This window comes from Roseibium algicola, assembly GCF_001999245.1.
Taxonomy (GTDB): Bacteria; Pseudomonadota; Alphaproteobacteria; order Rhizobiales; family Stappiaceae; genus Roseibium; species Roseibium algicola.
On sequence record NZ_CP019630.1, the window covers coordinates 5440299 to 5465920 of the forward strand.

Annotated in this window: 19 protein-coding genes and 1 tRNA gene; 13 read left to right on the top strand and 7 right to left on the bottom strand. The window is 57.6% G+C overall.

Translation table 11 applies throughout. The features are described from left to right. Positions 1 to 142: 142 nt before the first annotated feature. On the top strand, positions 143 to 2614 hold the full coding sequence (locus tag B0E33_RS25260; RefSeq protein WP_035909305.1) for a penicillin-binding protein 1A: 2472 nt from the start codon (positions 143 to 145) through the stop codon (positions 2612 to 2614). A gap of 160 nt (positions 2615 to 2774) precedes the next feature. Next, positions 2775 to 3906 (top strand): peptide chain release factor 2 gene (gene prfB / locus B0E33_RS25265; RefSeq protein ID WP_168692966.1). Its coding sequence is split into 2 segments (ribosomal slippage): positions 2775 to 2843 and positions 2845 to 3906, totalling 1131 coding nucleotides; the frame shifts between segments, so codons are not numbered across the junction. 72 nt (positions 3907 to 3978) lie between these two features. On the opposite strand, the gene B0E33_RS31585 is transcribed toward prfB, so the two are convergent. The 3 genes from B0E33_RS31585 to bcp form a co-directional block, all read right to left on the bottom strand. Further along, positions 3979 to 5331: a M23 family metallopeptidase gene (locus B0E33_RS31585; protein ID WP_077292751.1), complete on the bottom strand. Its 1353-nt coding sequence runs from the start codon at positions 5329 to 5331 to the stop codon at positions 3979 to 3981. 90 nt (positions 5332 to 5421) lie between these two features. Then, positions 5422 to 6255 carry a ferritin-like domain-containing protein gene (locus tag B0E33_RS25275; RefSeq protein ID WP_055654549.1) on the bottom strand — a complete coding sequence of 278 codons (834 nt, stop codon included), beginning with the start codon at positions 6253 to 6255 and terminating at the stop codon, positions 5422 to 5424. A 35-nt stretch (positions 6256 to 6290) separates the two neighbouring features. Further along, the gene (gene bcp, locus B0E33_RS25280; RefSeq protein ID WP_062491612.1) at positions 6291 to 6758 is read right to left on the bottom strand and encodes a thioredoxin-dependent thiol peroxidase; all 468 of its coding nucleotides are present in this window, start codon (positions 6756 to 6758) and stop codon (positions 6291 to 6293) included. Positions 6759 to 7003: 245 nt separating this feature from the next. Between bcp and B0E33_RS25285 the strand changes: the two genes are divergently transcribed. Then, positions 7004 to 10249 (top strand): YhdP family protein, encoded by a 3246-nt coding sequence (locus tag B0E33_RS25285; protein ID WP_208997707.1) that lies wholly within the window; start codon positions 7004 to 7006, stop codon positions 10247 to 10249. Between the two features lie 128 nt (positions 10250 to 10377). Here B0E33_RS25285 and tyrS read toward each other — a convergent pair whose 3' ends face one another. Together tyrS and B0E33_RS25295 are read right to left on the bottom strand one after the other, a co-directional pair. Beyond that, a complete protein-coding gene (gene tyrS, locus B0E33_RS25290; RefSeq protein WP_022998410.1) occupies positions 10378 to 11631 on the bottom strand; it encodes a tyrosine--tRNA ligase in 1254 nt (417 codons plus the stop codon). Positions 11632 to 11754: 123 nt separating this feature from the next. Then, positions 11755 to 11973 carry a hypothetical protein gene (locus B0E33_RS25295; protein ID WP_022998411.1) on the bottom strand — a complete coding sequence of 73 codons (219 nt, stop codon included), beginning with the start codon at positions 11971 to 11973 and terminating at the stop codon, positions 11755 to 11757. Positions 11974 to 12156: 183 nt separating this feature from the next. Here B0E33_RS25295 and B0E33_RS25300 point away from each other — a divergent pair, with 183 nt between their 5' ends. Both B0E33_RS25300 and B0E33_RS25305 read left to right on the top strand, forming a co-directional pair. Next, complete coding sequence (locus B0E33_RS25300; RefSeq protein ID WP_031268405.1) at positions 12157 to 12429, top strand: hypothetical protein; 273 nt, start codon at positions 12157 to 12159, stop codon at positions 12427 to 12429. 110 nt (positions 12430 to 12539) lie between these two features. Continuing rightward, on the top strand, positions 12540 to 13586 hold the full coding sequence (locus B0E33_RS25305; protein WP_077292753.1) for a DmpA family aminopeptidase: 1047 nt from the start codon (positions 12540 to 12542) through the stop codon (positions 13584 to 13586). 167 nt (positions 13587 to 13753) lie between these two features. On the opposite strand, the gene glnA is transcribed toward B0E33_RS25305, so the two are convergent. Both glnA and B0E33_RS25315 read right to left on the bottom strand, forming a co-directional pair. Beyond that, positions 13754 to 15163, bottom strand: coding sequence for a type I glutamate--ammonia ligase (gene glnA / locus B0E33_RS25310; protein WP_055656579.1), 1410 nt, complete (start codon positions 15161 to 15163; stop codon positions 13754 to 13756). 127 nt (positions 15164 to 15290) lie between these two features. Then, the gene (locus B0E33_RS25315; protein ID WP_006934743.1) at positions 15291 to 15629 is read right to left on the bottom strand and encodes a P-II family nitrogen regulator; all 339 of its coding nucleotides are present in this window, start codon (positions 15627 to 15629) and stop codon (positions 15291 to 15293) included. Positions 15630 to 16095: 466 nt separating this feature from the next. Between B0E33_RS25315 and B0E33_RS25320 the strand changes: the two genes are divergently transcribed. The 8 genes from B0E33_RS25320 to clpX all read left to right on the top strand — a co-directional run bounded on the left by B0E33_RS25320 (position 16096) and on the right by clpX (position 25324). After that, positions 16096 to 16257, top strand: coding sequence for a DUF1328 family protein (locus B0E33_RS25320; RefSeq protein ID WP_077293618.1), 162 nt, complete (start codon positions 16096 to 16098; stop codon positions 16255 to 16257). Positions 16258 to 16326: 69 nt separating this feature from the next. Further along, positions 16327 to 17373, top strand: a complete 1047-nt coding sequence (locus tag B0E33_RS25325; RefSeq protein WP_156912486.1) for a sensor histidine kinase — start codon at positions 16327 to 16329, stop codon at positions 17371 to 17373. Positions 17374 to 17607: 234 nt separating this feature from the next. Continuing rightward, positions 17608 to 19227: a CHASE domain-containing protein gene (locus B0E33_RS25330; RefSeq protein WP_077292755.1), complete on the top strand. Its 1620-nt coding sequence runs from the start codon at positions 17608 to 17610 to the stop codon at positions 19225 to 19227. 75 nt (positions 19228 to 19302) lie between these two features. Further along, positions 19303 to 20838 (top strand): bifunctional ADP-dependent NAD(P)H-hydrate dehydratase/NAD(P)H-hydrate epimerase, encoded by a 1536-nt coding sequence (locus tag B0E33_RS25335; RefSeq protein ID WP_077292756.1) that lies wholly within the window; start codon positions 19303 to 19305, stop codon positions 20836 to 20838. Positions 20839 to 20929: 91 nt separating this feature from the next. Beyond that, positions 20930 to 21014: transfer RNA gene (locus B0E33_RS25340), tRNA-Leu, on the top strand. Between the two features lie 570 nt (positions 21015 to 21584). Continuing rightward, positions 21585 to 22934: a trigger factor gene (gene tig, locus B0E33_RS25345; RefSeq protein WP_077292757.1), complete on the top strand. Its 1350-nt coding sequence runs from the start codon at positions 21585 to 21587 to the stop codon at positions 22932 to 22934. Between the two features lie 252 nt (positions 22935 to 23186). Beyond that, complete coding sequence (locus B0E33_RS25350; protein ID WP_077292758.1) at positions 23187 to 23822, top strand: ATP-dependent Clp protease proteolytic subunit; 636 nt, start codon at positions 23187 to 23189, stop codon at positions 23820 to 23822. Between the two features lie 236 nt (positions 23823 to 24058). Continuing rightward, positions 24059 to 25324 (top strand): ATP-dependent Clp protease ATP-binding subunit ClpX, encoded by a 1266-nt coding sequence (gene clpX, locus B0E33_RS25355; RefSeq protein WP_022998421.1) that lies wholly within the window; start codon positions 24059 to 24061, stop codon positions 25322 to 25324. The last annotated feature ends 298 nt before the right edge of the window (positions 25325 to 25622 follow it).

A 25622-nucleotide genomic window follows, 5' to 3' on the forward strand; every position in this document is an offset into this window, starting at 1 on the left:
CCTCAGCATCGCCATATTGGTGCACGAGGAAGGCAGACAAGTTTGTGCGACTGTCGGCATCGGTGATGCTGAGCAAATGTTTCCGTGTTAAAAAGCTGGAAGCGCTAAGAACGGGGAAAGACGAGCCCGCGGTATGAAATTTTTGGTGAAGTTTTTTGGCTACCTGTTCGGAATCGGCGCGATCTTTGCGCTGCTGATTGCCGCTGGGGTCTGGATGTACCTGCAGGACCTGACGAAGGATCTGCCGGATTATACGGCCCTGAAGAACTATGAGCCACCGGTCATGACGCGTGTGCATGCCGCTGACGGTAGTCTTATGGCCGAATACGCGACTCAAAGGCGCATGTTCCTGCCGATCCAGGCAATCCCGGATCGCGTCAAGCAGGCGTTTGTCGCAGCCGAAGACAAGAATTTCTACACCCACATCGGTGTTGACCCGGAAGGCATCGCCCGTGCGGCGGTGCGTTTCATCCAGAACTATGGGTCCGGCCGTCGTCCGGAAGGTGCTTCGACCATCACGCAGCAGGTCGCAAAGAACTTCCTCTTGTCCGATCTCGTGAGCGAAGAGCGTGAACGCCGTTCCGCCGCGTATGAGCGAAAGGTAAAGGAAGCGGTTCTTTCCCTGCGCATCGAGCAGGCCTACACCAAGGACGAAATTCTCGAGCTTTATCTCAACGAGATCTATTTCGGCTTCGGGGCCTACGGCGTCGCAGCCGCTTCGCTGATCTATTTCGACAAGTCGGTTCACGAACTGTCGCTTGAAGAAATCGCCTATATGGCAGCGCTGCCGAAAGGTCCGAGCAACTATCATCCTTACAGGAAGACAGAGGCCGCCATTGCGCGCCGCAACTACGTGATCGATCGTATGATCGCAGATGGTTACGTAAGCGCCCAGGATGGCGAGGAAGCCAAACAGAAACCGATTGTCGTCAAGCCGCGTGAAACCGGATCTCGCCTGTTTGCCGCCGAGTACTTCACTGAGGAAGTCCGCCGCGAAGTGGCCGACATCTTCGGCGACAAGCGCCTTTACGAAGGCGGGCTTTCGGTGCGATCGACGCTTGACCCCGAAATGCAGAAACTGGCCCGCAAGTCGTTGATGGACGGTTTGATTGCCTTCGATCATCAGCGTGGCAGCTGGAATGGCCCTGTCGACAAGATCACCCTTGGTGCCGACTGGGGCATCGATCTGGCCAAGGTGGAAGCCCTGAGCGATCTGCCGGAGTGGAAGCTCGCAGTGGTTCTGGAAGCCGGCGGCGAAGAGGCCAAGATTGGCGTTCAGCCGGAACGGCAGGTCAGTGGCCAGCTTTCCGAAGAACGCAAGACCGGCCCGTTGTTCCTGAGCACCATGAAATGGGCCCGGGTCAAGGGCAGGGCACCGAGCGCCGTTTCCGATGTGCTGACGCCTGGCGATGTTGTTTATGTCCAGGAAAGCCCGGTTGCGCCGGGAACCTATGAACTTCGTCAGATCCCGAAGGTGTCGGGCGCTCTGGTGGCGATGGATCCCTATACCGGCCGTGTCCTTGCACTTGTCGGTGGTTTCAGCTTTGCACAGAGCGAATTCAACCGTGCAACGCAGGCCTACCGGCAGCCTGGTTCGTCCTTCAAGCCGTTCCTTTACGCTGCCGCTCTCGACAACGGTTACACGCCGTCCTCAGTTATCATGGACGCGCCTCTGGAAATCAGCCAGGGCCCGGGTCTCGGCACGTGGCGCCCGCAGAACTACGGCGGCAAATTCTACGGTCCGTCGACCCTGCGCACAGGCATCGAGCTGTCGCGGAACGTCATGACTGTTCGGCTCGCTCAGGACATGGGCATGCCGCTGGTCGCAGAATATGCGAAGCGTTTCGGCATCTACGACAACATGCTTCCGGTTCTGTCCATGTCACTTGGTGCGGGGGAAACCACCGTGCTGCGGCTGACCACCGCTTATGCGACCATCGCAAATGGCGGCAGGAAAGTTCGACCGACGCTGATCGACCGTATTCAGGACCGTTACGGCCGTACCATCTACAAGCATGACAGCCGTATCTGTGACGGCTGTACGCAGGATGTGTGGGAAGGCCAGGACGAACCGACCCTGATCGACGACCGCGAGCAGGTACTCGACCCGATGACTGCCTATCAGATCACATCGATGATGGAAGGCGTGGTTCAGCGCGGTACGGCAACGTCCGTTCGTGCGGTTGGTCGTCCGGTCGCCGGCAAGACCGGTACCACCAACGACGAAAAAGACGCCTGGTTCATGGGCTTTACGCCGGATCTTGCGGTCGGCGTGTTTGTGGGCTTCGACAATCCGAAACCGATGGGCCGCGGGGCAACCGGCGGTCAGGTGGCGGCGCCGATCTTCACCGAGTTCGTCAAGACTGCTCTGGCCGACAAGCCGCCGGTGGAATTCCGTGTACCCAAGGGTCTTCAGCTGATCCCGATCAACCGCCGCACCGGTCTTAGAACCGCTGCCGGTGATCCGGGTTCGATCCTGGAAGCCTTCAAGCCGGGTATGGCCCCGCCGGACAGTTACTCCGTCATCGGGTTCCAGGACACCATGGGAGTTCCGACTGCAGTTTCTCCGGAAGCGCAGCAGGCCGTTACGGTCGGCACAGGCGGTCTTTACTAACCCGCCTGGCCTGGCAGGGGCTGGCCGACTGTCAGGTCATCGCGAGATCCTTTTCGACGGTTTACAGCGAAGTCCTGCTTGGGTAATGTCCCGCTCCAATTCTCGGCCCGGTGCCTCTTGCAGGAGACCGGGCCGCTTCACATCAAAAGCGAGGTATCCGATGCGCGCCGAAATGGAAGCGATCGTCGATGAAATCAAGCAGGCCATAAGCCTGCTGAGGAGGCATCTTTGACTGGGATCAGGCCGTCGTCCGACTGGAAGAGCTGAACGCTCTTTCCGAAGATCCGAACCTCTGGAATGAACCGTCCAAGGCCCAGAAGCTGATGCGCGAGCGTCAGCAGCTTGATGACAGCATTGGTGGCATCAAGTCGCTGGAGCAGGACCTTTCCGACAATATCGAACTGATCGAACTCGGCGAGATGGAAGACGACAAGTCCGTCATTACCGATGCCGAGGAAGCGCTTCGTGGTCTCAAGGGCAAGGTCAACCAGCTGCAGCTCAATTCGCTGCTGTCCGGTGAGGCCGATGCGAACGACACGTACCTGGAAATCAACTCCGGTGCCGGTGGCACCGAGAGCCAGGACTGGGCGTCCATGTTGCTTCGCATGTACCGCCGGTGGGCGGAAAAGCGAGGCTTCAAGGTCGAAGTGCTGGAATATCATGACGGTGAAGAAGCGGGTATCAAGTCTGCGACCTTGCTGATCAAGGGCGAGAATGCCTATGGCTGGCTGAAGACCGAATCGGGCGTGCATCGCCTCGTACGGATTTCGCCCTATGACAGCAACGCCCGCCGCCACACCAGCTTCTCCAGTGCCTGGGTCTATCCGGTGATTGACGATTCCATCGAGATCGACATCAACGAGAGTGATTGCCGCATTGATACCTACCGCGCCTCCGGTGCAGGTGGTCAGCACGTCAACACGACCGATTCCGCCGTGCGTATCACGCACCAGCCAACCGGTATCGTGGTGCAGTGTCAGTCCGAGCGCTCACAGCACAAGAACCGGGCAACTGCCTGGTCGATGCTGAAGGCCCGCCTTTACGAAGCAGAGTTGAAGAAGCGCGAAGAAGCGGCCAGCGCCGAAGCTGCCTCGAAAACCGACATCGGCTGGGGGCACCAGATCCGCTCTTACGTGCTTCAGCCCTATCAGTTGGTCAAGGACCTGCGCACGGGCGTTGAGAGCACGTCTCCGGGCGATGTTCTCGATGGCGATCTGGATGAATTCATGGAAGCTGCGCTTGCACAGCGCGTCTTTGGTGGAGATCCGGTCGAAGTCGCCGATATCGACTAAAGGCACATTGGAAAATACAAATGAAAGCGGGGCCATTCGGCCCCGTTTTTTTGTTTCCGCCTTGCTCACCCTTCAAAGGTCGAGTGCCGAGAAGCGATCACCTGCCGACAGGAAAGCTGCCGGATTGCCGGGCTTGTCATGCCGGCGGATCTCGTAGTGGAGATGTGGACCTGTGGAGCGACCGGTGGAGCCGACATTGCCGACGAGATCGCCCGCCAGAACATGGTCGCCTTCCGATACCTGGATGCGGCTCATATGAGCATAGCGGGTGACGAACCCGTTCGCATGACGGATCTCCACCATCTTGCCGTAGCCACCATTACGTCCCGCACTGATTACTGTGCCGGGTGCCGTTGCGAATACGCGTGCGCCGTAAGGGGCCTTGAAATCGATGCCGGTGTGCATGGCCAGCCGGCCCAGGAACGGATCAACCCGGGGACCGTAGGTGCTTGACACGGAGCCGTTCCGGACGGGCCGTTTGATCGGCAGACGCAGTGCGGTAAATTTCACGCGTCGCAGTGTGTCCAGGGCTGTGTTTGCACGGTCCAGGCGGTCTGGAAAGTTCTCGTCGTTGATCGGCTGGAACGGGCCGCCAAGGGAGGTCTTTTCACGCAGTGTGGCGTTGAGCCCGGGCGTAATTGAGCGCGTGATGCGGAGGATGTCCTCAATACGGCCTTCCGTCGCGATGGTGATCGCATCGACGGCCGCCGTGCTTTCTTCGTCCATCATGGAGATGTCGGCCTTTACCGCGTCGAGGGCAGCCTGTTTCTCAGAGTTTTTTTTTACGTCGGCACCCGGCGTTGCGGTATCGGTTGCCGGCTGCTGCAGAATAGCCAGTGGATCGAAGGATCTTGTGGAACCATCGCGCAATCCCAATGCCTTTACCGGTTCCTCGATCAACTCGCTTTCGCCGCCGATTGCAGATTTGTCGCTACCATCCAGGGAAGCGAGGTTGCGCTCGTCGAGCGAAGGTTTCTCCGGGGGCAGGGGCTTGTCGTTGCTGAGGTAGATACCGACGCTTTCTGCCCTGGCAACCAGGTTGGCCACGATGGCATGGCGCTGATTGAGGTCCTGCTGCCGGCGCAGAACGTCCATTACCTGGATCTCGACGGTTTCCCTGTCGACCATCTGGCGGCTCGTCAGATTTGCAATCTCGGTACGCAGGCGGTCGATGTGGTCCTGATACTCCAGCACCAGCTCTGTTCTTTCAGCGCTGGCCTCGGCCATCATGTCACTGCGCAGGGCGTAGTAGCCAATTGTGCCTGCAACCGCCAAGGTTGCCGTCACGCAGCCGATTGCACCGCAAATAAGATGAACCGGCCTTACACTGTACGTGGTCGTCTTCTCGCCCTTTTCCAGAACCGGATGATGTGGCTCTGTCCGGGGGGCTTGATAGGTCCGCGTCGATTCTTGGCGCTGTTGCATTGTCACTCAGTCACTGCCTGCATTCTGCAAAAGATCTGAGCCTGATTAGAATTTGGTAAGGTTAATAATTCGTCTTCACGGTTGTGAAATTTATCCGATGAGAGGCGCAAGAGGCTTGTAAAAACCGGGAGTTAGTCCGGCTTCGGACCGCGCGCGATCGTTGAAGGGAGGTTTTAACGGACCCCTGAAGTGACGGCGCACGTAGGTGTGGAATGCCGACTCAGGCCTGATTCCCTGCCGGTCACACAGAAACCGGAACCACTTTGCGCCAAAGGCGACATGGTTTTTCTCGTCCCGATAGATGATGTCGAGACATTTGGCGGTGTCTTCGTCATCGATTTCGCGGGCTTTTTCGATCATCGGTGGCGTGATGTCGAGGCCTCTTGCCTCGAGTACCAGCGGGATGATGGCAAGGCGGGCAGCAAGGTCGTGTCCGGTGTCCTGCGCTGCCTGCCAGAGACCGTCGTGGGCAGGCAGGTCTCCGTAGGTGGCGTCCAGTTTCGCCAGGCGCTCCTGCAGCATGGCAAAATGCTTGGCTTCCTCAAGCCCGACTCGCACCCAGTCGTCATAGTAGGACCTGGGCAGCCTGACGTGCGCGAAGCGTCCGATCAGATCCCATGTCAGGTCCACTGCGTTGAGCTCGATGTGTGCCAGGGAGTGAATCAGGGCAAGGCGGCCCGCCTTGCCCTTCAAGCTGCGTTTTGGCATGTCTCGCGGTGCAAGCAGAACAGGTTTTTCAGGCCGGCCCGGCCGATCCGGCATCGCACCATCTCTCGAGGGAGATCCGAGAGCGAGTTCACGCTGAAACCAGGCCCTGGAAACAGCATAGGCAAGCCGCACTTTTTCGGCTGTATCGGAAGCGCACACGATCGCTCGCGCTCCGGCAACCAGAGTGTGCGGCAAGTTGTCCCTTCCGGTCACCATCCAGGCGCTGCCGGTTGCCGTTTCCAGTGGGGAACTCACAGGGCCCGCGCAGCCTCAAGAACGGCATCCGCGTGCCCTGGAACTTTCACCTTGCGCCAGATCTCGGCGATCTTGCCGTCTGCACCGACGAGAAAGGTGGTGCGTTCCACACCCATGTATTTCTTGCCGTACATGGATTTTTCGACCCAGACCCCATAGGCCTCCGCGACTTCCTTTTCCGTGTCCGCCCCCAGTCTGATCGCCAGATTGTGCTTGGCGATGAACTTGTCGTGTTTGGCGGCTGTGTCAGGCGAGAGCCCGATAATGGTCACACCAAGTTTGGCAAATGCATCGGACTGTTCAGTGAAGGCAATAGCCTCCTTTGTGCAGCCCGGTGTGTCATCCTTGGGATAAAAATACACTACGACGGGTTTTCCTTTGAGGGCGCTCAGCGACACCTTGTTGCCGCCATCCCCTTCCAGTTCGAAATCCGGTGCGACATCCCCGACGGCCAATTCGCTCATCATGCCTTCCTTCTGTCAAAGTTTGTGCGTTAATGCCGGTTTCCGGCTGCGTCTACAATGGCTGCGGTCGCTTTTAGCAAAGCTTTCGCAGTATCATCAATCGCTCAGCGACTCGTCCGGAGCTGTAGTGAGGTAACCAGGCGCTTTGCTCCGAACCCGAACCCAAGCGCCTGTCTTACGCATGCAGGCGAAAGATTGGATTGACGTATTTGCCTAAAACCGGCGGATCTCAGGACACGGCCAAAGTGACGCCGAAAAAACGCAAGCGCTTGCGCTACGTCTTCGCCGCCGTTCTGGTTGGTTTTCTTGTCGGCATCGCCATTCTGTTTGCAACCGGGCCGGTGCACATTCCGCTTCTAGGCAGCCTGCTGGCCTATCAAGGCACCCGAGGGCAGGTTGAACTTTCCATTGGCAGCGCAAGTGTCGATTTTACTGCGCCGGACGGCATCAATATCCTGATTTCGGATGCCAGGGCGGAGATCGCCGGTGGGTCACCAGTAAGCATCAGTCTTCCTGAACTGACTGCGCCGCTGAACCGGGATGCACTGCTCTCCGGCAAGCTCCATTTTTCGTCTCTAATCCTGACAAGGCCCCATGTGCGGATTGTCCTGGCTGGCGGGCCGGCGAAGTTTCCGGAAATGGGGCCGCTCATGGAAGCCGTCGACAGGGTCAGCGATGTAGTGGACGACCAGTTTGCCCGCCGAGGCCTCAGCTTCGTCAAGATCCGTGACGCTTCTTTCGAGTTGGCCGGTTCCATCCCCAGACGATACCGAGGCATTGACGCGGACATCCTGCGTGACGACAACCGCTCGATACGGGCCTTCGCGCGAGTTGCCGGCAATATCTCCACCTGGCGACTGGAGCTTGCGCGCAACGCACCGCCGGGTGCGAATGCCAAGAGCATCGGGGTCGTGGTCAACGGAATCACCCTTGCCGAACTGCTGGGGCCAAACGCGAAATCAGTGCAGGGCAAGGGGCTGGGACTTCCGGCCTCCGCCAAAATCGAGAGCAGACTGACAGGCGATGGCAAGTTCGTCTCCGCCAATGCGGTTGCGCGTGTGCGCAACGGCTGGTTCCAGCTTGGCAAGACACTGGTCGCATTTGACGATGCAGCACTGTCCCTGTTGTTCGAGGCGGGACAAGACGCAATTGAAATTACCAGTTCGCACGTCATTCGCGGCAATTCACGCATCTTCTTCACGGGGTCTGTTTCGCCGGTTGCTGGTGATAGTCCGGAGTGGCAGATCAATCTGGATTCGGAATATCCGCAGTTCGGTTCAGCCGATGTTCCCGAAGAGCCGCATATGCTGGACGGCGTCCAGATTCGTGCGCGTTTCGATCCGCTTGAAAAATTGCTCTCCGTCGACCGCTTCACGGCTCGCTCTGGCAAGGCCGTCGTGCATGGTGTCGCCTCGCTGCAGATTACACCGGAAGGACCTTATCTGGCGCTGGCCGCTGATGGGGAGTTGATACCGGTTGCAGTGGCAAAGCAGCTCTGGCCGATCACGCTTGTGCCGCCGGCGCGCCGCTGGATCATCGAACGCCTGAAAGGCGGCTTGATCGAGACCGTTTCCTATACGGGTGCGCTCCGCCCGCCGGCATTTGATCCGCGGGATCCGGACCCGGGCTGGGCGGGGGACGACATGCGCCTGGACATGACGTTTTCCGATGGTGCAGTGACGCCTGTTGGGGACGTTCCGCAGATTGATGGCCTCGACGGTACGCTCACAATTGAAAACGAGACACTGACCGTGACCGCGACAGGCGGAACGGCGACGGCCTCAAGTGGCGGCGAGGTTACCCTGCCGGATGGTGTCTTCGCGATCCAGAACCTGCCTTTGCGGGACGGCAAGATGGCAAGCGTGAAGACCCGCATGGAGGGATCGGCGAGCGACCTTGGTGCGATGGTCAACAGTGCGCCTTTCCGCGTGCTGGACCGGGCTGATCTCAAGAATGATGGCGTCGAAGGGGCGGGAGAACTTGAAATCACGGCTTCGTTTCCCTTGGGCAATGAAATCGATCTTGCCGATATCGACTGGCAGGCGACAGGCCGTCTGACGAATTTCTCGGACAGCAATCCGATCATGGGGCACACGGTGCGCAAGTCGGATGTTGCGCTGGAGGCCAACAAGGATCAGGTCGCGATTACCGGCAAGGGGATACTCGACGGATTGCAGGCCGATATCGACCTTGTGGTGCCCTTGGGCGAATCCGGTGTTGCGGCACGACAGGATGTTGTTGTTGCGCTCAACGCGAAGCAGCTGAAAGAGAAGGGGGTGGATCTGACCGCCTTTCTCCAAGGCAACATGACGTTGAGCGTTACAAAGGTCAGCGACGGACAGGAATTCGTCATCGACCTGAAACAGACGGATGTCCGGCTGCAGGCGCTCGGCTGGCAAAAAGCCAAGGGTGTTCCCGCAACGGCGTCTTTCAAGCTGGTTGAAACGGACACACAGCGCCGCGTGAAGGATTTCAAGCTGGTATCAGAGGGCGTCGATGTTGCCGGTTCGATGCAACTGTCGATGGCCGGCGATCTTGTCAGCGCATCGTTCAATACATTCAAGCTGCGCCCGGGCGACAATGTCGAAGTCGATATCCAGAAGGCGACAGACGGACGTTATGACATCATCTTCGCCGGATCTTCCTTTGACGGACGCGGCCTGATCAAGAGCATGCGGAGCCCCGGCGGCAGCAAGGGAGCCGGTGACTTTTCGGGCGGTGCAAGAATTGCCGCCAATATTGACCGTGTAACCGGGTTCAACAATCAGGCGATCGAGAAATTCTCGGGCAAGATCGATACCGGTGCCAAGGGACTGGTCTCTGCGGACTTGAAGGGACTTGTGAACGGCCGTGCGAATTTCGAATTCACGGTGACGGACCAGGGCGGCACGCAGGCGGCAATTGGCCGTTTTGCAAACACAGGCGCAACACTGCGTTTTCTCGACCTCTACAAGCGTATGCGCGGTGGAACCGGGGTCCTGAATGTGGCGATGGCCGACGAGAACAGCTGGGTCGGCGATTTCAACGTACGCTCACTGCGGATCACGGAAGATCCGGCCATTCAGCGTATTCGCGAGCAGAACCGTTCCAATCGCATCCCGGACGGGCGTGCGATCAATACCAACGAAGCTGCGGACACCGCCAGTTTCGAAACGCTGGATATCAATTTCTCACGGGAAGGCGAATTGCTGACCATCAGTCGCGGGGCTCTCCAAGGCAACGCACTGGGAGGAACTGTCAGCGGCTCTGTGGATCTGTCGCAGCAGACGCTCAACCTTACCGGTACCTTCGTGCCGATCTACGCTCTCAACAATTTCTTCGCCAAGATCCCGCTGTTGGGCTTTGCGCTCGGCGGCAATTCCGGAGAAGGCCTGATCGGTGTGACCTATCGCTTGTCTGGTTCGGTGTCCGACCCGGTGCTGTCGGTCAACCCGATTTCGGCGATAGCACCAGGCATTTTCCGCAAGATGTTCGAGTTTCAGGCGAACTGAGCAATCGCACCAGCCAATGTCTGGCGAACCAATTTTCTGCCGAAGGCCTTTGTTCCTGTCACTCTTATTGCCGAACAAAAAAAGCCGGGCGGTGCCCGGCTTTTTTGTCAGTTCTGGAGTGCCTCTGCTCAGACCGGCTTCAGGAGCACGTGCTTTTTCTTGCCGAGCGACAGTTTGACGATGCCGTCGCCGGTCAGATCAGCAAGCGTGATCTGGCGCTTGTCGTCCTGCTCGCCCTTGTCGTTGATCTTGACCGCGCCACCCTTGATGTTGCGGCGGACGTCTCCATTCGAGGCGCACAGGCCCGCACTCACGAATGCGGATAGCACACCTATGCCGGCTTCCAGTTCGGCCTTGGCAATTTCTACCGTTGGCAGGCCTTCGGCGGATTGGCCTTCTTCAAATGCCTTGCGGGCGGTCTCGGCAGCAGCTTCAGCGTTTTCCCGACCATGGATCAGGGCAGTCGCTTCCGTTGCCAGTATCTTCTTGGCCTCGTTGATCTCCGAGCCTTGCAGTGCCGCAAGACGGGCGATTTCGTCCATTGGAAGAACTGTGAAGAGCTTCATGAAACGCTCCACGTCGGCGTCTTCCGTGTTTCGCCAGTATTGCCAGTAGTCATAGGCGGAAAGCTGCTCTTCGTTGAGCCACACAGCGCCGGCGGCAGTCTTGCCCATCTTTGCACCCGACGACGTGGTCAGAAGCGGAGAGGTGAGGGCAAAGGCTTCGACTTCTGCCAGACGGCGAACGAGATCGGTGCCGGACAGGATGTTGCCCCACTGGTCGGATCCGCCCATCTGTAGTCGGCAACCGGTGCGACGGTAAATCTCCAGATAGTCGTAGCCCTGCAGGAGCATGTAGTTGAATTCGAGAAAGGACAGATGCTGTTCGCGTTCCAGACGCAGGCGCACGCTGTCGCGCTGGATCATCTGGTTGACCGAGAAATGCCGGCCGATGTCGCGAAGGAAGTCAACGTAATTGAGCTTCAGAAGCCAGTCCGCATTGTCCAGCATGATGGCGTCTGTCGGGCCGTCACCGAAGGTGAGAAGTTTCTCGAAGACCTTGCGGATGCCGGCCTTGTTATCCTCAATCAGCTCTTCGGTGAGCATTTTTCGGGATTCGTCCTTGCCGGACGGATCACCGACGCGCGTGGTGCCGCCGCCCATGAGGGCAATCGGACGGTGGCCGGTCTTCTGAAACCAGTGCAGCATCATGATCGGTACGAGAGACCCGGCATGAAGGCTCGGTGCGGTGCAATCGAAACCAATGTAGGCCGTTACGGTTTCTTTCGCGCAAAGCTCGTCCAGGCCCTTCGGGTCCGAGATCTGATGAATGAAACCGCGTTCTGAAAGAACGTTTAGAAAGTCCGATTTGAACTCGCTCATAGTCGCCTGTCCGTCCGTCTTGTGTGCCTGCCGGCATTCCTGCGGTCGTGCTCTAGCGCGTGCCGCAGGACTTGTAAATTGCGCCTGCCGGAAAATCAGGACGCTGCAGCGCTCTGCCGCTGGTTAGTTGCCGACCTGGCCGTTGGCGCGCACCTTCACACAGACGAATTTCAATTCGCCCCCCTCCCAGGCAAGGCGCATGCCTTCCGAGAGTGTCCGTGGAACGGCTTCGCTCAGTGCGGCCTGACATTCCGCTTCATCCTGAAAAGTGCCTTCATCGGCGACTGGCCAGACATTGGGACCGCTCAAAAGCTGAATGGATACGGCCATAATCACCCACATGGATAACTCCTACTTATTTGTGAGACCCCAGGTCCCGGACATTTTCCCAACACACTCCGGCACACACTCTGGCGAAAGTGACGCAGCGTGATCACAGTCACAGCCAACATAGCGGGCGGCGCCTACATTCAATTCATCAGCAGCGCAACGAAAGCCGCTGTTCAACAATTGAAAGGAGCCGTCATGTTTCGCAAGTTTGCAATAGCCGCCGTCGCAGTCGCCACCATGGCAACCGCTGCTGTCACCATTACCCCGAACGAAGCTCATGCCAAGAACCGTCATGGTGGCGCGATTGCTGCAGGTGCCATCATCGGCCTTGCTGCCGGCGCTATCATCGCCTCCCAGGCTCAGCCGCGCTACTACCAGCCGGTCCGTTGCCAGAACCGGCCCGTGACCCGCTGGAGCCCTTACCATGGTCGGTATATCGTCGTCGGTTACCAGCGCGTCTGTTACTGATCTCATCCACAGCACAAGCGAATGGCCTCCTTCGGGAGGCTTTTTCGTCTTGAGATTTGGTTGAACCTCCTTTTCAACACGGGACAGTGAAATTATTCGTCCGGTGTTCCATGTCTTCCTTTCCCTCGCTCTCTCGCACTCGCGTTCATGGCCTCATATGCGGCACTCTGGAACCCGGCCCCCTGAATACCCTTGCGGACATCGATGGTATTGCGGTTGGGCACAGAACCATGTGCGAGGGCGACCTCAGAACCGGTTTCACGGCAATTGTGCCGCATCCGGGCAATCTCTTTCGCGAGAAACTTCCTGCCGCCGTCGAGGTGATCAACGGCTTCGGAAAGAGTGCTGGTTTGATACAGGTCGATGAACTCGGGACGCTGGAAACGCCGATCCTTCTGACCAACACCTTTGGCGTTGGAACCGGTGTGAACGCGCTCATCCGCCGGGCAATTGCCGAAAATCCAGAAATAGGCCGTTCCACAGGCACCATCAATCCCGTGGTGATGGAGTGCAATGACGGCTACCTGAGCGATATTCAGGCAATGGCCTTGAGCGAAGCCGATGCGGAAGCGGCTCTGAAGGCTGCAGGTTCGACGGTGGAGCAAGGCAGTGTCGGGGCAGGGACGGGCATGAGCGCGTTCGGCTTCAAAGGCGGTATCGGTTCGGCCTCGCGCGTCTTTGAACTTGGAGGCCGTCAGCACAGACTTGCCGCCCTGGTGCTTGCCAATTTCGGTCGCCCCGGAGACCTTGTCCTGCCGGATGGACGCAGACCGCATCCCAAGGAGGCGCGCCATAGCGAAGAACGCGGTTCGGTCATCGTTGTTCTGGCGACTGATGTGCCTCTTGAAAGCCGGCAACTGAAACGCATTGCCCGCAGAGCCGGGGCGGGTTTGGCGCGTCTGGGTGCCTACTACGGCAATGGAAGCGGCGATATCGCACTTGCCTTTTCAACTGCCTGCAAGATTGCCCATTTCGAGGAGAGCGATTTCATCGTTCGCGATATTCTCAAGGAAGACAAGATCGATGTCCTGTTTCAGGCAGCAGCTGAAACGACGCAGGAGGCTGTACTCAATGCGATGATCGCGTCTCCCGCCATGCGTGGGCGGGGGCGTAGCAAACGGCCGTCACTCGCCGATTGGCTTGACGGGCGCGCCTAGGTCGCTCGCGATTTTCTCGTGGGGCTTGTCAGGCTGGCCAAGGCTGCTTGTGGAATTGTCGGTGGTAACCAACTCACTCTTGCGCTGAGACATGGAAAGCGGGGTGCTTGGAAAACAAAAAGGCCGGGCAAATGCCCGGCCTTTCCGCATGTTTGAACCCGAAGGGATCAGACAGAGTAGTACATGTCGAATTCGACCGGGTGCGGGGTCATTTCGAAACGCTCGACTTCTTCCATCTTCAGTTCGATGTAAGCGTCGATCTGGTCGTCGTCGAACACGCCGCCGGCTTTCAGGAACTCACGGTCTGCATCGACTGCTTCCAGTGCTTCGCGCAGGGAGCCGCAAACGGTCGGGATTTCTGCAAGCTCTTCGGCCGGAAGGTCGTAGAGGTTCTTGTCCATCGCGTCGCCCGGGTGGATCTTGTTCTTGATCCCGTCGAGGCCGGCCATCAGCAGGGCGGAGAAGCAGAGGTACGGGTTCGCGGACGGATCCGGGAAGCGAACTTCAACGCGCTTTGCCTTCGGAGAAGCTGTGAACGGAATACGGCAGGAAGCCGAACGGTTACGCGAGGAATAGGCCAGCAGAACCGGTGCTTCGTAGCCCGGGACCAGACGCTTGTAGGAGTTGGTCGACGGGTTGGTGAAGGCGTTCAGGGCCTTGGCGTGCTTCAGAATACCGCCGATGAAGTACAGGCAGCTTTCCGAAAGGTCGGCATACTGGTTGCCGGCAAAGGTCGGCTCGCCGTTGTTCCAGATGGACAGGTGGCAGTGCATGCCGGTGCCGTTGTCACCGAATACCGGCTTCGGCATGAAGGTGGACGTCTTGCCGTAGGCATGTGCGACCTGGTGGACGACATACTTGTACTTCTGCATGTTGTCGGCGCAACGGGTCAGGTGATCGAACTTCATGCCGAGTTCGTGCTGTGCAGCAGCCACTTCGTGGTGATGCTTTTCTGTCGGAACGCCCATTTCGGCCATGACGGACAGCATTTCGGAACGGATGTCCTGCGCGCTGTCGATCGGCGGAACCGGGAAGTAGCCGCCCTTCGTGCGCGGACGGTGGCCCAGGTTGCCCGTTTCGTACTCGGAACCCATGTTGGACGGCAGTTCGGAGCTGTCGAGCATGAAGCCGGTGTTGTACGGGTCTGCAGTGAAGCGGACGTCGTCGAACATGAAGAATTCAGCTTCCGGGCCGACGAAAATGGTGTCGCCGAAGCCGCCGGACTTCACGTAGGCTTCCGCTTTCTTCGCGGTCATGCGCGGATCGCGGTTGTAGCCTTCACCGGTGACCGGGTCGACGATGTCGCAGAAGATCGCCATGGTGGACTGTGCGAAGAACGGGTCGATGTGTGCAGATTCCGGATCCAGGATCAGCATCATGTCGGACTCGTTGATGGCCTTCCAGCCTGCGATTGACGAACCGTCGAAAGCGACGCCTTCAGCGAACATGTCTTCGTCAACGAGTACTACGTCCATGGTGACGTGCTGCATTTTACCCTTAGGATCGGTAAAGCGCAGGTCGACGAATTTCACGTCTTTTTCCTGAATCTCCTTAAGGATTTCAGCGGCAGTGGTCATAATGTCCATCCCTTTAGTTTTTCATGTGAACGGTTGGGTACTGTTCCGGCCCGGCAGAGTGTCTTAAATTTGGCTCCGTTGCGTGGGACCGGAATTCGGATTGCCGGCAAATGCCGGAATGGGTGGGTCAGATAGCGTCTATGCCGGATTCACCGGTACGGATACGGACTGCTTCTTCGATATTTGAAACGAAAATCTTGCCGTCGCCAATGCGGCCTGTTTGCGCAGCGGATCTGATTGCGTCAACGGCTTTCTCGACCATGTCGTCGCCAAGTACAATTTCCACTTTCACCTTCGGCAGGAAATCCACGACATATTCAGCGCCACGATAGAGTTCCGTGTGGCCTTTCTGACGGCCGAAGCCCTTGGCTTCCGTAACGGTGATGCCCTGGAGACCGACCTCTTGCAGAGCTTCTTTGACCTCGTCCAATTTGAAGGGTTTGATGATCGCTTCGATCTTTTTCATCACCTTGTGTCTCTCTCCACTTTTTAGGCCGGATAATTTCGGCGTGCCCTTTTCCGATCCTGCGGGACAAAACGACCCGGTCGGGCCCGGAAGGGACCGTTGCAAGCTATAAAGCACGATGTGTGCCAAACGGCCATGACAACCCGTAAATTTTACCCGCGCTGGGAAATCCGCCACTAAAAGCGGCAAATTCCATCAGCGGGGTGGTGGTCAGTCGCCTATCCCATTTGTCATATGATCACAAAATAAGCAAAGAGCCTAAAAAATAGGCTGAATTTTAGCGATCGGATGAGATTGCCCTGCTCAGTGGTTGCGTGATTTTGCACAATCTCAAGTCAATCGACAGTTCCAGCCGGCGCCGCCGGGTGCGTTGCTCCGATGTACGGGCAGTTCATGGCTGATTTCCGGAATGAGGAACCATCCCCTCCCTTACGCGTTGCAGAAGAACTGGAATATGGAGACGGCTATGCTTTTCTACGCTTTGGCTGTGGTGGCCATTGCTCTCGTCGCAGGTTTGTTCGGGTTTTTTGGAATGGCGGGCATGTCGGCTTCGATTGCACAAATCTTGATCGGGATGTTCCTTGCAGTTTTTGTGCTTTCCCTGATTGCGGGCATGCTACGAAGGTAGCAACGAATATCCTGGACCCACGAAACGCCATCGGGGTTCGCTTCTTTTGAGTTTAATGTGAGGTTATCCGTGCGCAGGCTCACATGGCATAACGCCAGCCAGTCTGATGAGCAGCTTCGAGAATATCTCATTCTCGCATTGCTTCGATCGCGTGCCTGCGTCACCTTGCAGGACGACGCACTTCAATACCTTTATATCGCGAACCTGCCTCACATATGGTCGGTGCCCGAGGGAGAGACCCCGAAGGACGAAACGGTCTTCGGTCATTCCGTGGGCAGGCAGCTCGACGACGCCAAGAAGACAGTGCTGGAGACGGGGCGTTCGGAAAAGCTCGAGGTGATGGCTGAAGGTGGCCACGTTTTCGAGATCCACATCGAAACGATTTCCGGTGTTGAAGGCATCACCCAGGTGCTGACAACCGTTGTCGATGTTACGGAAAGCCGCCGACGAGAGCAGGCGCTCAAGGATTTGCTGCTGGAAGTCAGTCACAGATCGAAGAATCTTTTGGCTGTCATCCAGAGCCTGGCAGGCCAGTCCGCTCGCTACGCCGGGTCGCTCGAGCAGTTTCTCGCCGAGTTTCAGGGGCGGATCTTTTCCCTTTCAAATTCGCAGGATCTTGTGACGGAAGCTGACTGGTTCGGTGTTCGCCTGTTCGATCTCGCCCGGGCTCAACGCGCGCTGTTTGATTCAAAGCGGGTCATTCCCATCTCCATGACGGGCGAAAACCCTTTGCTGACCCCCAATGCTGCGCTTTACATCGGCCTGGGCTTGCATGAATTGATCGCCGCCACACTGGACGTCGGCTGGGCTTCGGCTGACGAGGGAATATTGCTCACCTGCAAAACGGTGATGAGGCAGGGCCGGTTGTGCCTCGTTCTCAACTGGAATGCAGGCGAGAGGGGCAGGGTAGACACCAAAAAGGCGCTTGCCGCAGGTGAAGCAGATGGTGACAGAACCGCATTTTCCGCCTTGCTGCTCGAAACCGTGCTGCCGCAATCCTTGAGCGGTTCTGCCGAATTGAGCATCTCCTCTGACGGAATAGATTACAGCATGGTGTTTCCGAAGACTGAGTACAACGTTCGGCGGGAAGTGGGTGAAGACCTGCTTCGAGCTTAAATTCTGCGTTCAAATTCTTCACTTCTCGCAGTAACTCATTCGGCTGGTCGGCGGTTGTAGGGCCTTCACGGAACGGTTGTTTTTAAATACTTCAATGAATATTGAAATTAACAAATGTTATGATGATATTTTGAAATTTGTTGTTGGTTCTACAAGTGATTTTTGTTGCTTGCATCGTGAAAACTTCCTAATTCTGTTGTCCCCATACCTTCTTCCCGGATCAGGCCCGCGGTGATGAAAAGACACATTCCCCTTCTGGTGTTCGTGATAAGTGCCGCTATCGGCCTGTCGCTGACCTACGTCATTCTGGACAGGGAGCGAGCGGTTGAGCGGCGGGAATTCGAAATACTCGCAGAAGAGGCTGTCGACCGGATCCGCGGGCGCACCGAGCAGAACTTTTCTCTCATTGCAGCCACGCATTCGTTTTTCGAAGCGGATGGCGGAGCCATGTCGAGGGCCAAATTCCAGAGCTTTGCCCTTGGCCTGTTCCTGAAGGGGCATTTGTCCGGCATGCAGGGTATAGGCTTTGCCAAGCTGATGCAGACCGGCAGGGAAGATGAAGCAAGCCTTGCATTGCAGCAGAATTACGAACTGGACCGTCAGGTCTGGCCCGAGACGGACCAGGCGCATCGGACCCCCATCATACTTCTTGAACCGCTGGACCTGCGAAACAAGGCTGCACTCGGCTTCGACATGTTCAGTGACGAAACCCGCCGCAAGGCCATGCTGGCGTCCGCTGACACCTTCACAGTTAAGGTATCAGCCCCTGTCATGCTGGTTCAGGAAATCACGGAGGAAAAGCAGACGGGGTTCCTGGCGTATCTCCCGCTGGCAAGTGAAGAGGAAGCTTCCGGAGAAAAACTGAACGGCGAAGAAAGCATCCAGGGCTTTGTATATGCGCCTTTCCGTGCCGGGGACCTGCACAAGGCTGCCCTGACTTCTCCGACCCCGGTACCGGTTCTTGTCAACACGACCGACGTGACGGACGAGCAGCCGGAGCACCTTTACACCTCTGAAGACTATGAGGCGCGTGCCGCGGAAGCTGAAAATCTTGTGACACGGCAGATAGAAGTCGGCGGACGGGTTTGGGAAATCTCCGTTATCGAAGCCGCTTCAAAGGACAACGCCTTTCTTTATTGGCGTACCTTCATGCTCGGGTCGATATCTCTGCTTTTCTCCGCTGCGCTCGCGGTTTCGATTCGCTCCCGCCTGCGGGCGAGAGAGGCCAATCAGCGCCTGAAGGAAATGTCTGAAAAGACGATCCAGGAAAAGGATCTGATGCTTCAGGAAATGAAGCACCGGATCAAGAATTCAATTGCCCGCATTCTCGCGATTGCTCGCCAGACCGCCGGGGCCTCCGAAAGCCTGGAGGAATTCAATGATTCGTTCAGCTCTCGCCTGCAGGCCATGGCGAATGCGCAGGATCTGTTGACCCGGTCCAGGTGGTCGAAGGCGGACTTGAAAGCATTGCTTCTGCAGGAACTGGAGCAGGTCTTTGGTGAGGGGGCAAAGGGCATCAAGCTTGCAGGCCCGGCCGTTCAACTGAACGAGACCGGCACCCATGCGCTTGGTCTGGTGTTTCACGAGCTTGCGACAAACGCGATGAAATATTCCGATGTCTTTGCTGATGATGGACGCTTCGAGGTTATCTGGAAGGTCTTGCCGGCCAAAAAAGGCAAGCAACTTGAGCTCGACTGGCTTGAGGAGACCGGAAAAGTGATTGAAGCTCCGAAAAATTTTGGCTTCGGCAGCAGGCTCATGGAAGCGCTGGTGGCTGGTGAGATGAACGGCAAGATCGATCGGCAGTTCACCGAGAAGGGTGTCGCCATCCGGATTTCCGTGCCTCTGGTCTGAGAATCGGCTGCTGGGCCATGATTTGCCCGAGAGCATTCTCAAGCGCCGTTTGAACATGGAAGGGACTGCCTAAAAATGAGCCAGCATGGCACGGCCCTGGATTATGTGTTGCTGACCCCGCAGGAGATGGCGAAAGCCGATCGACTGACCATTGAGGGGGGTGTTCCAGGTATCGAACTCATGGAGCGGGCCGGCCAGGCTGTGGCACGTGCTGCGGCGCGGATGGTTCCGGCTTCAGGTCGGATAGTCATTCTATGCGGTCCCGGCAACAATGGCGGTGACGGTTTCATTGCGGCGCGTTGTCTGGCGTCAGCCGGATACGACGTTGATGTCAGGTTGCTCAAAGCGCCCGATGCTCTGAAGGGGGATGCGCTTGAAGCCTTTCGGCGCATGGGGCTTTCTTATGCACTTTCTGTTGAGGGCGATCATATCGCGAGCGATCTAGGCGCTTTGTTGGATGGCGCCGATCTGATCGTGGATGCTCTCTTCGGGGCAGGGCTGGACCGCGCTTTAGGCGGAGCCGCCGAAGCTTTGGTGAAAGCTGTCAACAAGTGCGGCGCACCTGTTCTTGCCGTAGATCTTCCTTCCGGAGTTCAAGGCGCAGACGGTGTTGTCTGTGGCGAGGCCGTCAGTGCGCAAGAGACGGTCACGTTCTTTCGGCAAAAGCCGGGGCATTTGCTTTATCCCGGTCGTCAAGCCTGTGGCCGGGTTACAGTGGCGCAAATTGGCATCGACGTAACCGTTCTCGATCAAATCGCGCCCGATACTTTTATCAATGGGCCGGACCTCTGGCTTGACCATTGGCCACAAGTCGCGCTGACCGGTCACAAGTATTTCAAGGGGCACGCGGTTGTCTTTGGCGGTCCGGTCACGGCAACCGGCGCTGCGCGGTTGTCGGCTGGCGCTGCGCTGCGGGCGGGGGCGGGGCTCGTAACATTGGCGTCACCGCCGGATGCGCTCCTGGTCAACGCATGCCATCTGACGGCGGTAATGCTGAAGAAGATTGCCTCTGAAAACGGTATTCGCGATCTCTTGTCGGACAAGCGCCTCAACGCGGTACTGATCGGTCCGGGTTATGGTGTTGGTGAAAAGACCCGATCTGCGGTAGCGGAGATCCTGGACAGTAACCGGGCAAGCGTATTCGATGCCGATGGTCTGACGAGTTGCGCCGTTGATCGCGCTCCGTTTTTCGAAAGCATCAGGTCGCATAAGGCGGCGGTCGTTCTGACGCCGCATGAGGGAGAGTTTGCTCGCCTTTTCCCGGAACTTGCAGGTAGCAAGCTGACCCGTGCCAGGGAGGCAGCACGAATGTCCGGTGCTGTCGTGATTCTGAAGGGCCCGGACAGTGTTGTCGCTGCGCCGGATGGGCGTATGGCAATCAATTGCAACGCACCTCCATGGCTTGCAACGGCCGGGTCTGGTGATGTGCTTGCCGGAATTGTAGTTGGTCTGCTTGCGCAGGGTGTTTCCGGCTTCGAGGCGGCCGCAATGGCCGTCTGGCTACATGGCGAAGCAGGCCGCGAGGCCGGGCCGGGGCTGATCGCTGAAGATCTTGAGAGTGCCCTGAAACCCGCGCTTCGCGCACTTGTGGAGAAATCCGATTTACGGTGAGGCAGGGCACTGCTTTTTCCTTTGACGGGAAAATCAGCGATGCTATAGAGGCCCCGCTTCAATCGCAGGGTGGTTTGCCACTTGTTGCGACGCGGATGTGGTGAAATTGGTAGACACGCCAGATTTAGGTTCTGGTGCCGCAAGGCGTGGGGGTTCAAGTCCCTCCATCCGCACCATTCTTCAAAGTTATTTCCATCCTGTAGGCATTCGGCGCTTGTCGTTCGACGTTGTGCTTTTTGTCGAGAAGCCTCGTATTTGGTAGCCGGTTTTTAATCACCAAGCGTCAGGTCTGGTGGGGCACCGTTGACCGTGCGGAGTTGTTGCGCAGCGCAAATTTGCGCTCCGTGTGGCTTCAGCAGTGCGGGCCGGTCTGGTCAAGCTCTGGCCAAGCTCTGGTTTGGCGTGGTCTGGCATTTGGTTGTCAGCATCGGCGACGGGGAGCGCTTCTTAACCGCAGGCCGGCGAGGTTGGCGGAATTGGCTTCCGGCTCCTGGAAGAGACCAAATCCCTTGGTCGAAAGAGCTGATTTTAGGCGATTTACGCCAGCAAAACCCCGCTCTCCCCTTGACACTTTCGGGCCTACGCAGTATCGCGCTCCCATCGTGCGTCTTGGAGTCTCTTCAAGGCGATGCATGGCCGTTTGAACGCTCCCGGCAAAAGGGGAGTGCAGGCGATGTGGCACACGGGATTTTAAAAACGAAACCTCCGGGGCGGATTGCCGCTCGGGACCGAGGACGACAAAACCCATGCAGGTAACCGAAACCCTCTCCGAGGGCCTCAAGCGTGAGCTGAAAATCGACATTCCGGCTGGTGATCTCGCCGCCAAGCTCGACGATTACATGGCCGACCTGAAATCCAAGGCCAACATCAAGGGCTTCCGCCCTGGCAAGGTTCCGCTCGCCCATCTGAAAAAGATGTATGGCCGTCAGGCCATGGCCGAGATCCTGTCGAACACCATCCAGGAAACCACCCAGAAGGCTGTTGAGGAGCGCTCCGAGCGCCCGGCTCTGACCCCGGAAATCGATCTGCCGGAAGAAGATGCTGAGAAGATCATGGCTGGTGACGCCGATCTTTCCTTCAAGATGACCTACGACATTCTGCCGAGCTTCGAGATCGTTGATTTCGCCGGTATCGAAATCGAGCGTCCGGTCGTTGAAATCGCTGAAGAAGAAGTCGACGAGCAAGTTTCCCAGATCGCCAAGAACAACGCACCGTTCAATGCGAAAGACGGCGCGGCTGCAGACGGCGACCGCGTGACCATGTCCTACCTGGGCAAGATCGACAGCGAGCCTTTTGAGGGCGGTGCCGACGAGAACGGCATGCTGGTTCTGGGTTCCGGTCAGTTCATCCCGGGCTTCGAAGAGCAGCTTGTTGGCGTCAAGGCTGGCGACGAGAAGGTCATCGAAGTGTCCTTCCCGGAAGAATATCCGGCTGCACATCTGGCCGGCAAGGCTGCCACTTTCGACATCGTCGTCAAGGAAGTTGCCGCGCCGGGTGAAGCCAAGGTCGACGACGAGTTCGCTAAGAACCTCGGCCTTGAGTCTCTCGACAAGCTGAAGGAAATCGTCCGCGGCCAAATCGAGGGCCAGTTCGGTCAGATGACTCGCCAGCGCGTGAAGCGTCAGCTGCTCGACAAGCTGGACGAGCATTATTCGTTCGATCTGCCGGAAAAACTGCTGAACTCCGAGTTCGACGTTGTCTGGCGCCAGGTCGAAGAAGACATGAAGCGCAACGAGAAGACCTTCGAAGACGAAGAGACCACGGAAGAAGAAGCGAAGGCGGAATACCGCAAGATCGCTGAGCGCCGTGTTCGTCTCGGCCTGGTTCTGTCCGAAATCGGTGAGCAGAACAACATCCAGGTGACCGACGAAGAACTGCAGCGCGCTCTTTACGACCGCGTCCGCCAGTTCCCGGGCCAGGAACAGCAGGTGTTCGAGTTCTACAAGAACAACCAGCAGGCTCTGGCTTCCCTGCGTGCGCCGATCTACGAAGAAAAGGTCGTCGACTTCATGCTGGAGCTCGCCAAGGTGACCGACAAGACGGTGACCAAGGAAGAGCTGGAGAAGCTGGTCGCCGAGGAAGAAGACGAGGCTTAAGGTCAATCCGCTTTCGGGGGAGTGCTCTCGAAAGCGGCCAGATTGGCTGGTCGGTTTTCCCGTCTATCCCCAGATGTGGCCGCAGATTTAACCTTGCATTCACGCCGCATCTGTCATGACTTTGCGTTGAGGGCGACATCCCATATATACGGGGTGTCGCTTTTTTCGAGTCAGGCCCTGAATCGATGCGCTTCATGGCCTGTTTCCTGTCTGGAGATTCTCCAGGCAACATCTCAAGCATATGGATGAGGTATGAAGGATCCTGTCGATATCTACATGAACACTCTCGTGCCGATGGTTGTCGAGCAGACCAACCGGGGAGAGCGGGCCTTCGATATCTATTCGCGCCTGCTGAAGGAGCGCATCATCTTCCTGACCGGCCCGGTCGAGGATCACGTGGCAACCCTGGTATGCGCACAGCTTCTGTATCTGGAAGCTGAAAACCCGACCAAAGAGATCGCGATCTACATCAATTCGCCGGGAGGTCTCGTGACCTCCGGTCTTGCGATCTATGACACCATGCAGTTCATCCGCCCGGCTGTGTCGACGCTCTGCATCGGCCAGGCAGCCTCCATGGGCTCGCTTCTGCTTGCCGCAGGCGAGAAAGACATGCGCTATATCCTGCCGAACGCGCGGGTCATGGTGCATCAGCCGTCCGGCGGGTTCCGCGGTCAGGCTGCCGACATCATGCTTCATGCACAGGAAATCCTGGCCATGAAGCGCCGGCTGAATGAAATCTACGTGAAGCACACCGGACGCACCCTCGACCAGGTCGAGGAGGCGCTGGAACGTGACAACTTCATGACCGCTGACAAAGCTAAGGAATTCGGGATCGTCGACAAGGTGATCACCGACCGCAACACGCTTGGCGGCGACGAAGAGAAGTGAGGGACTTACCCGGCTTTAATCATGGATTGAATTTCCACGCTTAAAGCCGGAAAATCCCCAGGTGATGCCGGGTTTTCATCTTCGCCTTAAACCTATATTGATTTTTAATGGCGAAGCATGATGACATTACATGGTGAGGTGGCGACTGTGCGCCGCTTCAGAACCGGTTCAGTCATAATTTGGCCGCAACCGGAGAGATAAGGGGAAACACTCCCCGTAAACGCGAGGTTGACTACATGACCAAGGCCAGCGGCAGCGATTCCAAGAATACGCTTTACTGCTCCTTCTGCGGCAAGAGCCAGCATGAGGTTCGCAAGCTGATCGCCGGCCCGACTGTTTTCATTTGCGATGAATGTGTCGAGCTGTGCATGGATATCATTCGCGAGGAGAACAAATCCTCGCTGGTGAAGTCACGGGACGGGATCCCGACCCCTCAGGAAATTCGTGACGTTCTGGATGACTATGTCATCGGGCAGGGCAGCGCGAAGAAGGTTCTATCGGTCGCCGTTCACAACCATTACAAGCGCCTCAATCACGCATCGAAAAACAACGATGTCGAGCTGGCGAAATCCAACATCCTTCTGGTCGGCCCGACCGGTTGCGGCAAGACCCTGCTTGCGCAGACCCTTGCCCGCATTCTGGACGTGCCTTTCACCATGGCTGATGCCACCACGCTGACCGAAGCCGGTTACGTGGGTGAGGACGTTGAAAACATCATTCTGAAGCTGCTGCAGTCCGCCGACTACAACGTCGAACGCGCGCAGCGCGGCATCGTATACATCGATGAGGTCGACAAGATCAGCCGCAAGGCCGACAATCCGTCGATCACCCGTGACGTTTCGGGCGAAGGTGTTCAGCAGGCACTTCTGAAGATCATGGAAGGCACCGTTGCTTCCGTGCCGCCCCAGGGTGGCCGCAAGCATCCGCAACAGGAATTCCTGCAAGTGGACACGACCAACATCCTGTTCATCTGTGGCGGCGCCTTTGCGGGCCTCGACAAGATCATTTCCGATCGTGGCACGCAGACCTCCATCGGTTTCAAAGCACAGGTCCATGCACCGGAAGATCGCCGGATCGGCGAACTCTTCTCGGTACTTGAGCCGGAAGATCTGCTCAAATTCGGCCTTATCCCCGAATTCGTCGGCCGTCTGCCGGTTATCGCGACCCTGGAAGACCTCGACGAGGAAGCCCTGGTTACGATCCTGACGGAGCCGAAGAACGCTCTGGTCAAGCAGTACCAGCGTCTTTTCGAAATGGAACAGGTGGAACTGTCCTTCCACGAGGAAGCCCTCAAGGCGATCGCTCGCCGGGCCATCGAACGCAAGACCGGTGCACGCGGCCTGCGTTCGATCCTGGAAGCCATCCTGCTCGATACGATGTACGAGCTGCCGGGCCTGAAGGGTGTCAAGGAAGTCGTGATCTCACCGGAAGTCGTGAAGGGCGAGGCACGCCCGCTCTATATTTACGAAGACCGGGAAGAAACGTCGGCTACCAGCGCCTGAGGCACTGAAGGCTGTTTCAAGAAACCGTGAATAAATGCCGCTCAACTTGAGCGGCATTTTGTTTTTGGGCGGTCATGCGCTTGTTCGGGGCCGTTTTCCACTGGTGCAATGAGTCGTCAACAGACAAGACTTGTGGGCAGCAACCGATTGCCTTGACACCGACAGGTCTGGTGTCCACCTAATAGACCTAAGGACGGCTTATGCGGATTGTCGGCGCGCCCATCTGGGGTGCCGTGATCTGGCCTTCAGGACCTACCGGTTCGGAGCCGTTTTCCAGTGTTTTGGCTGCCTTTTACCG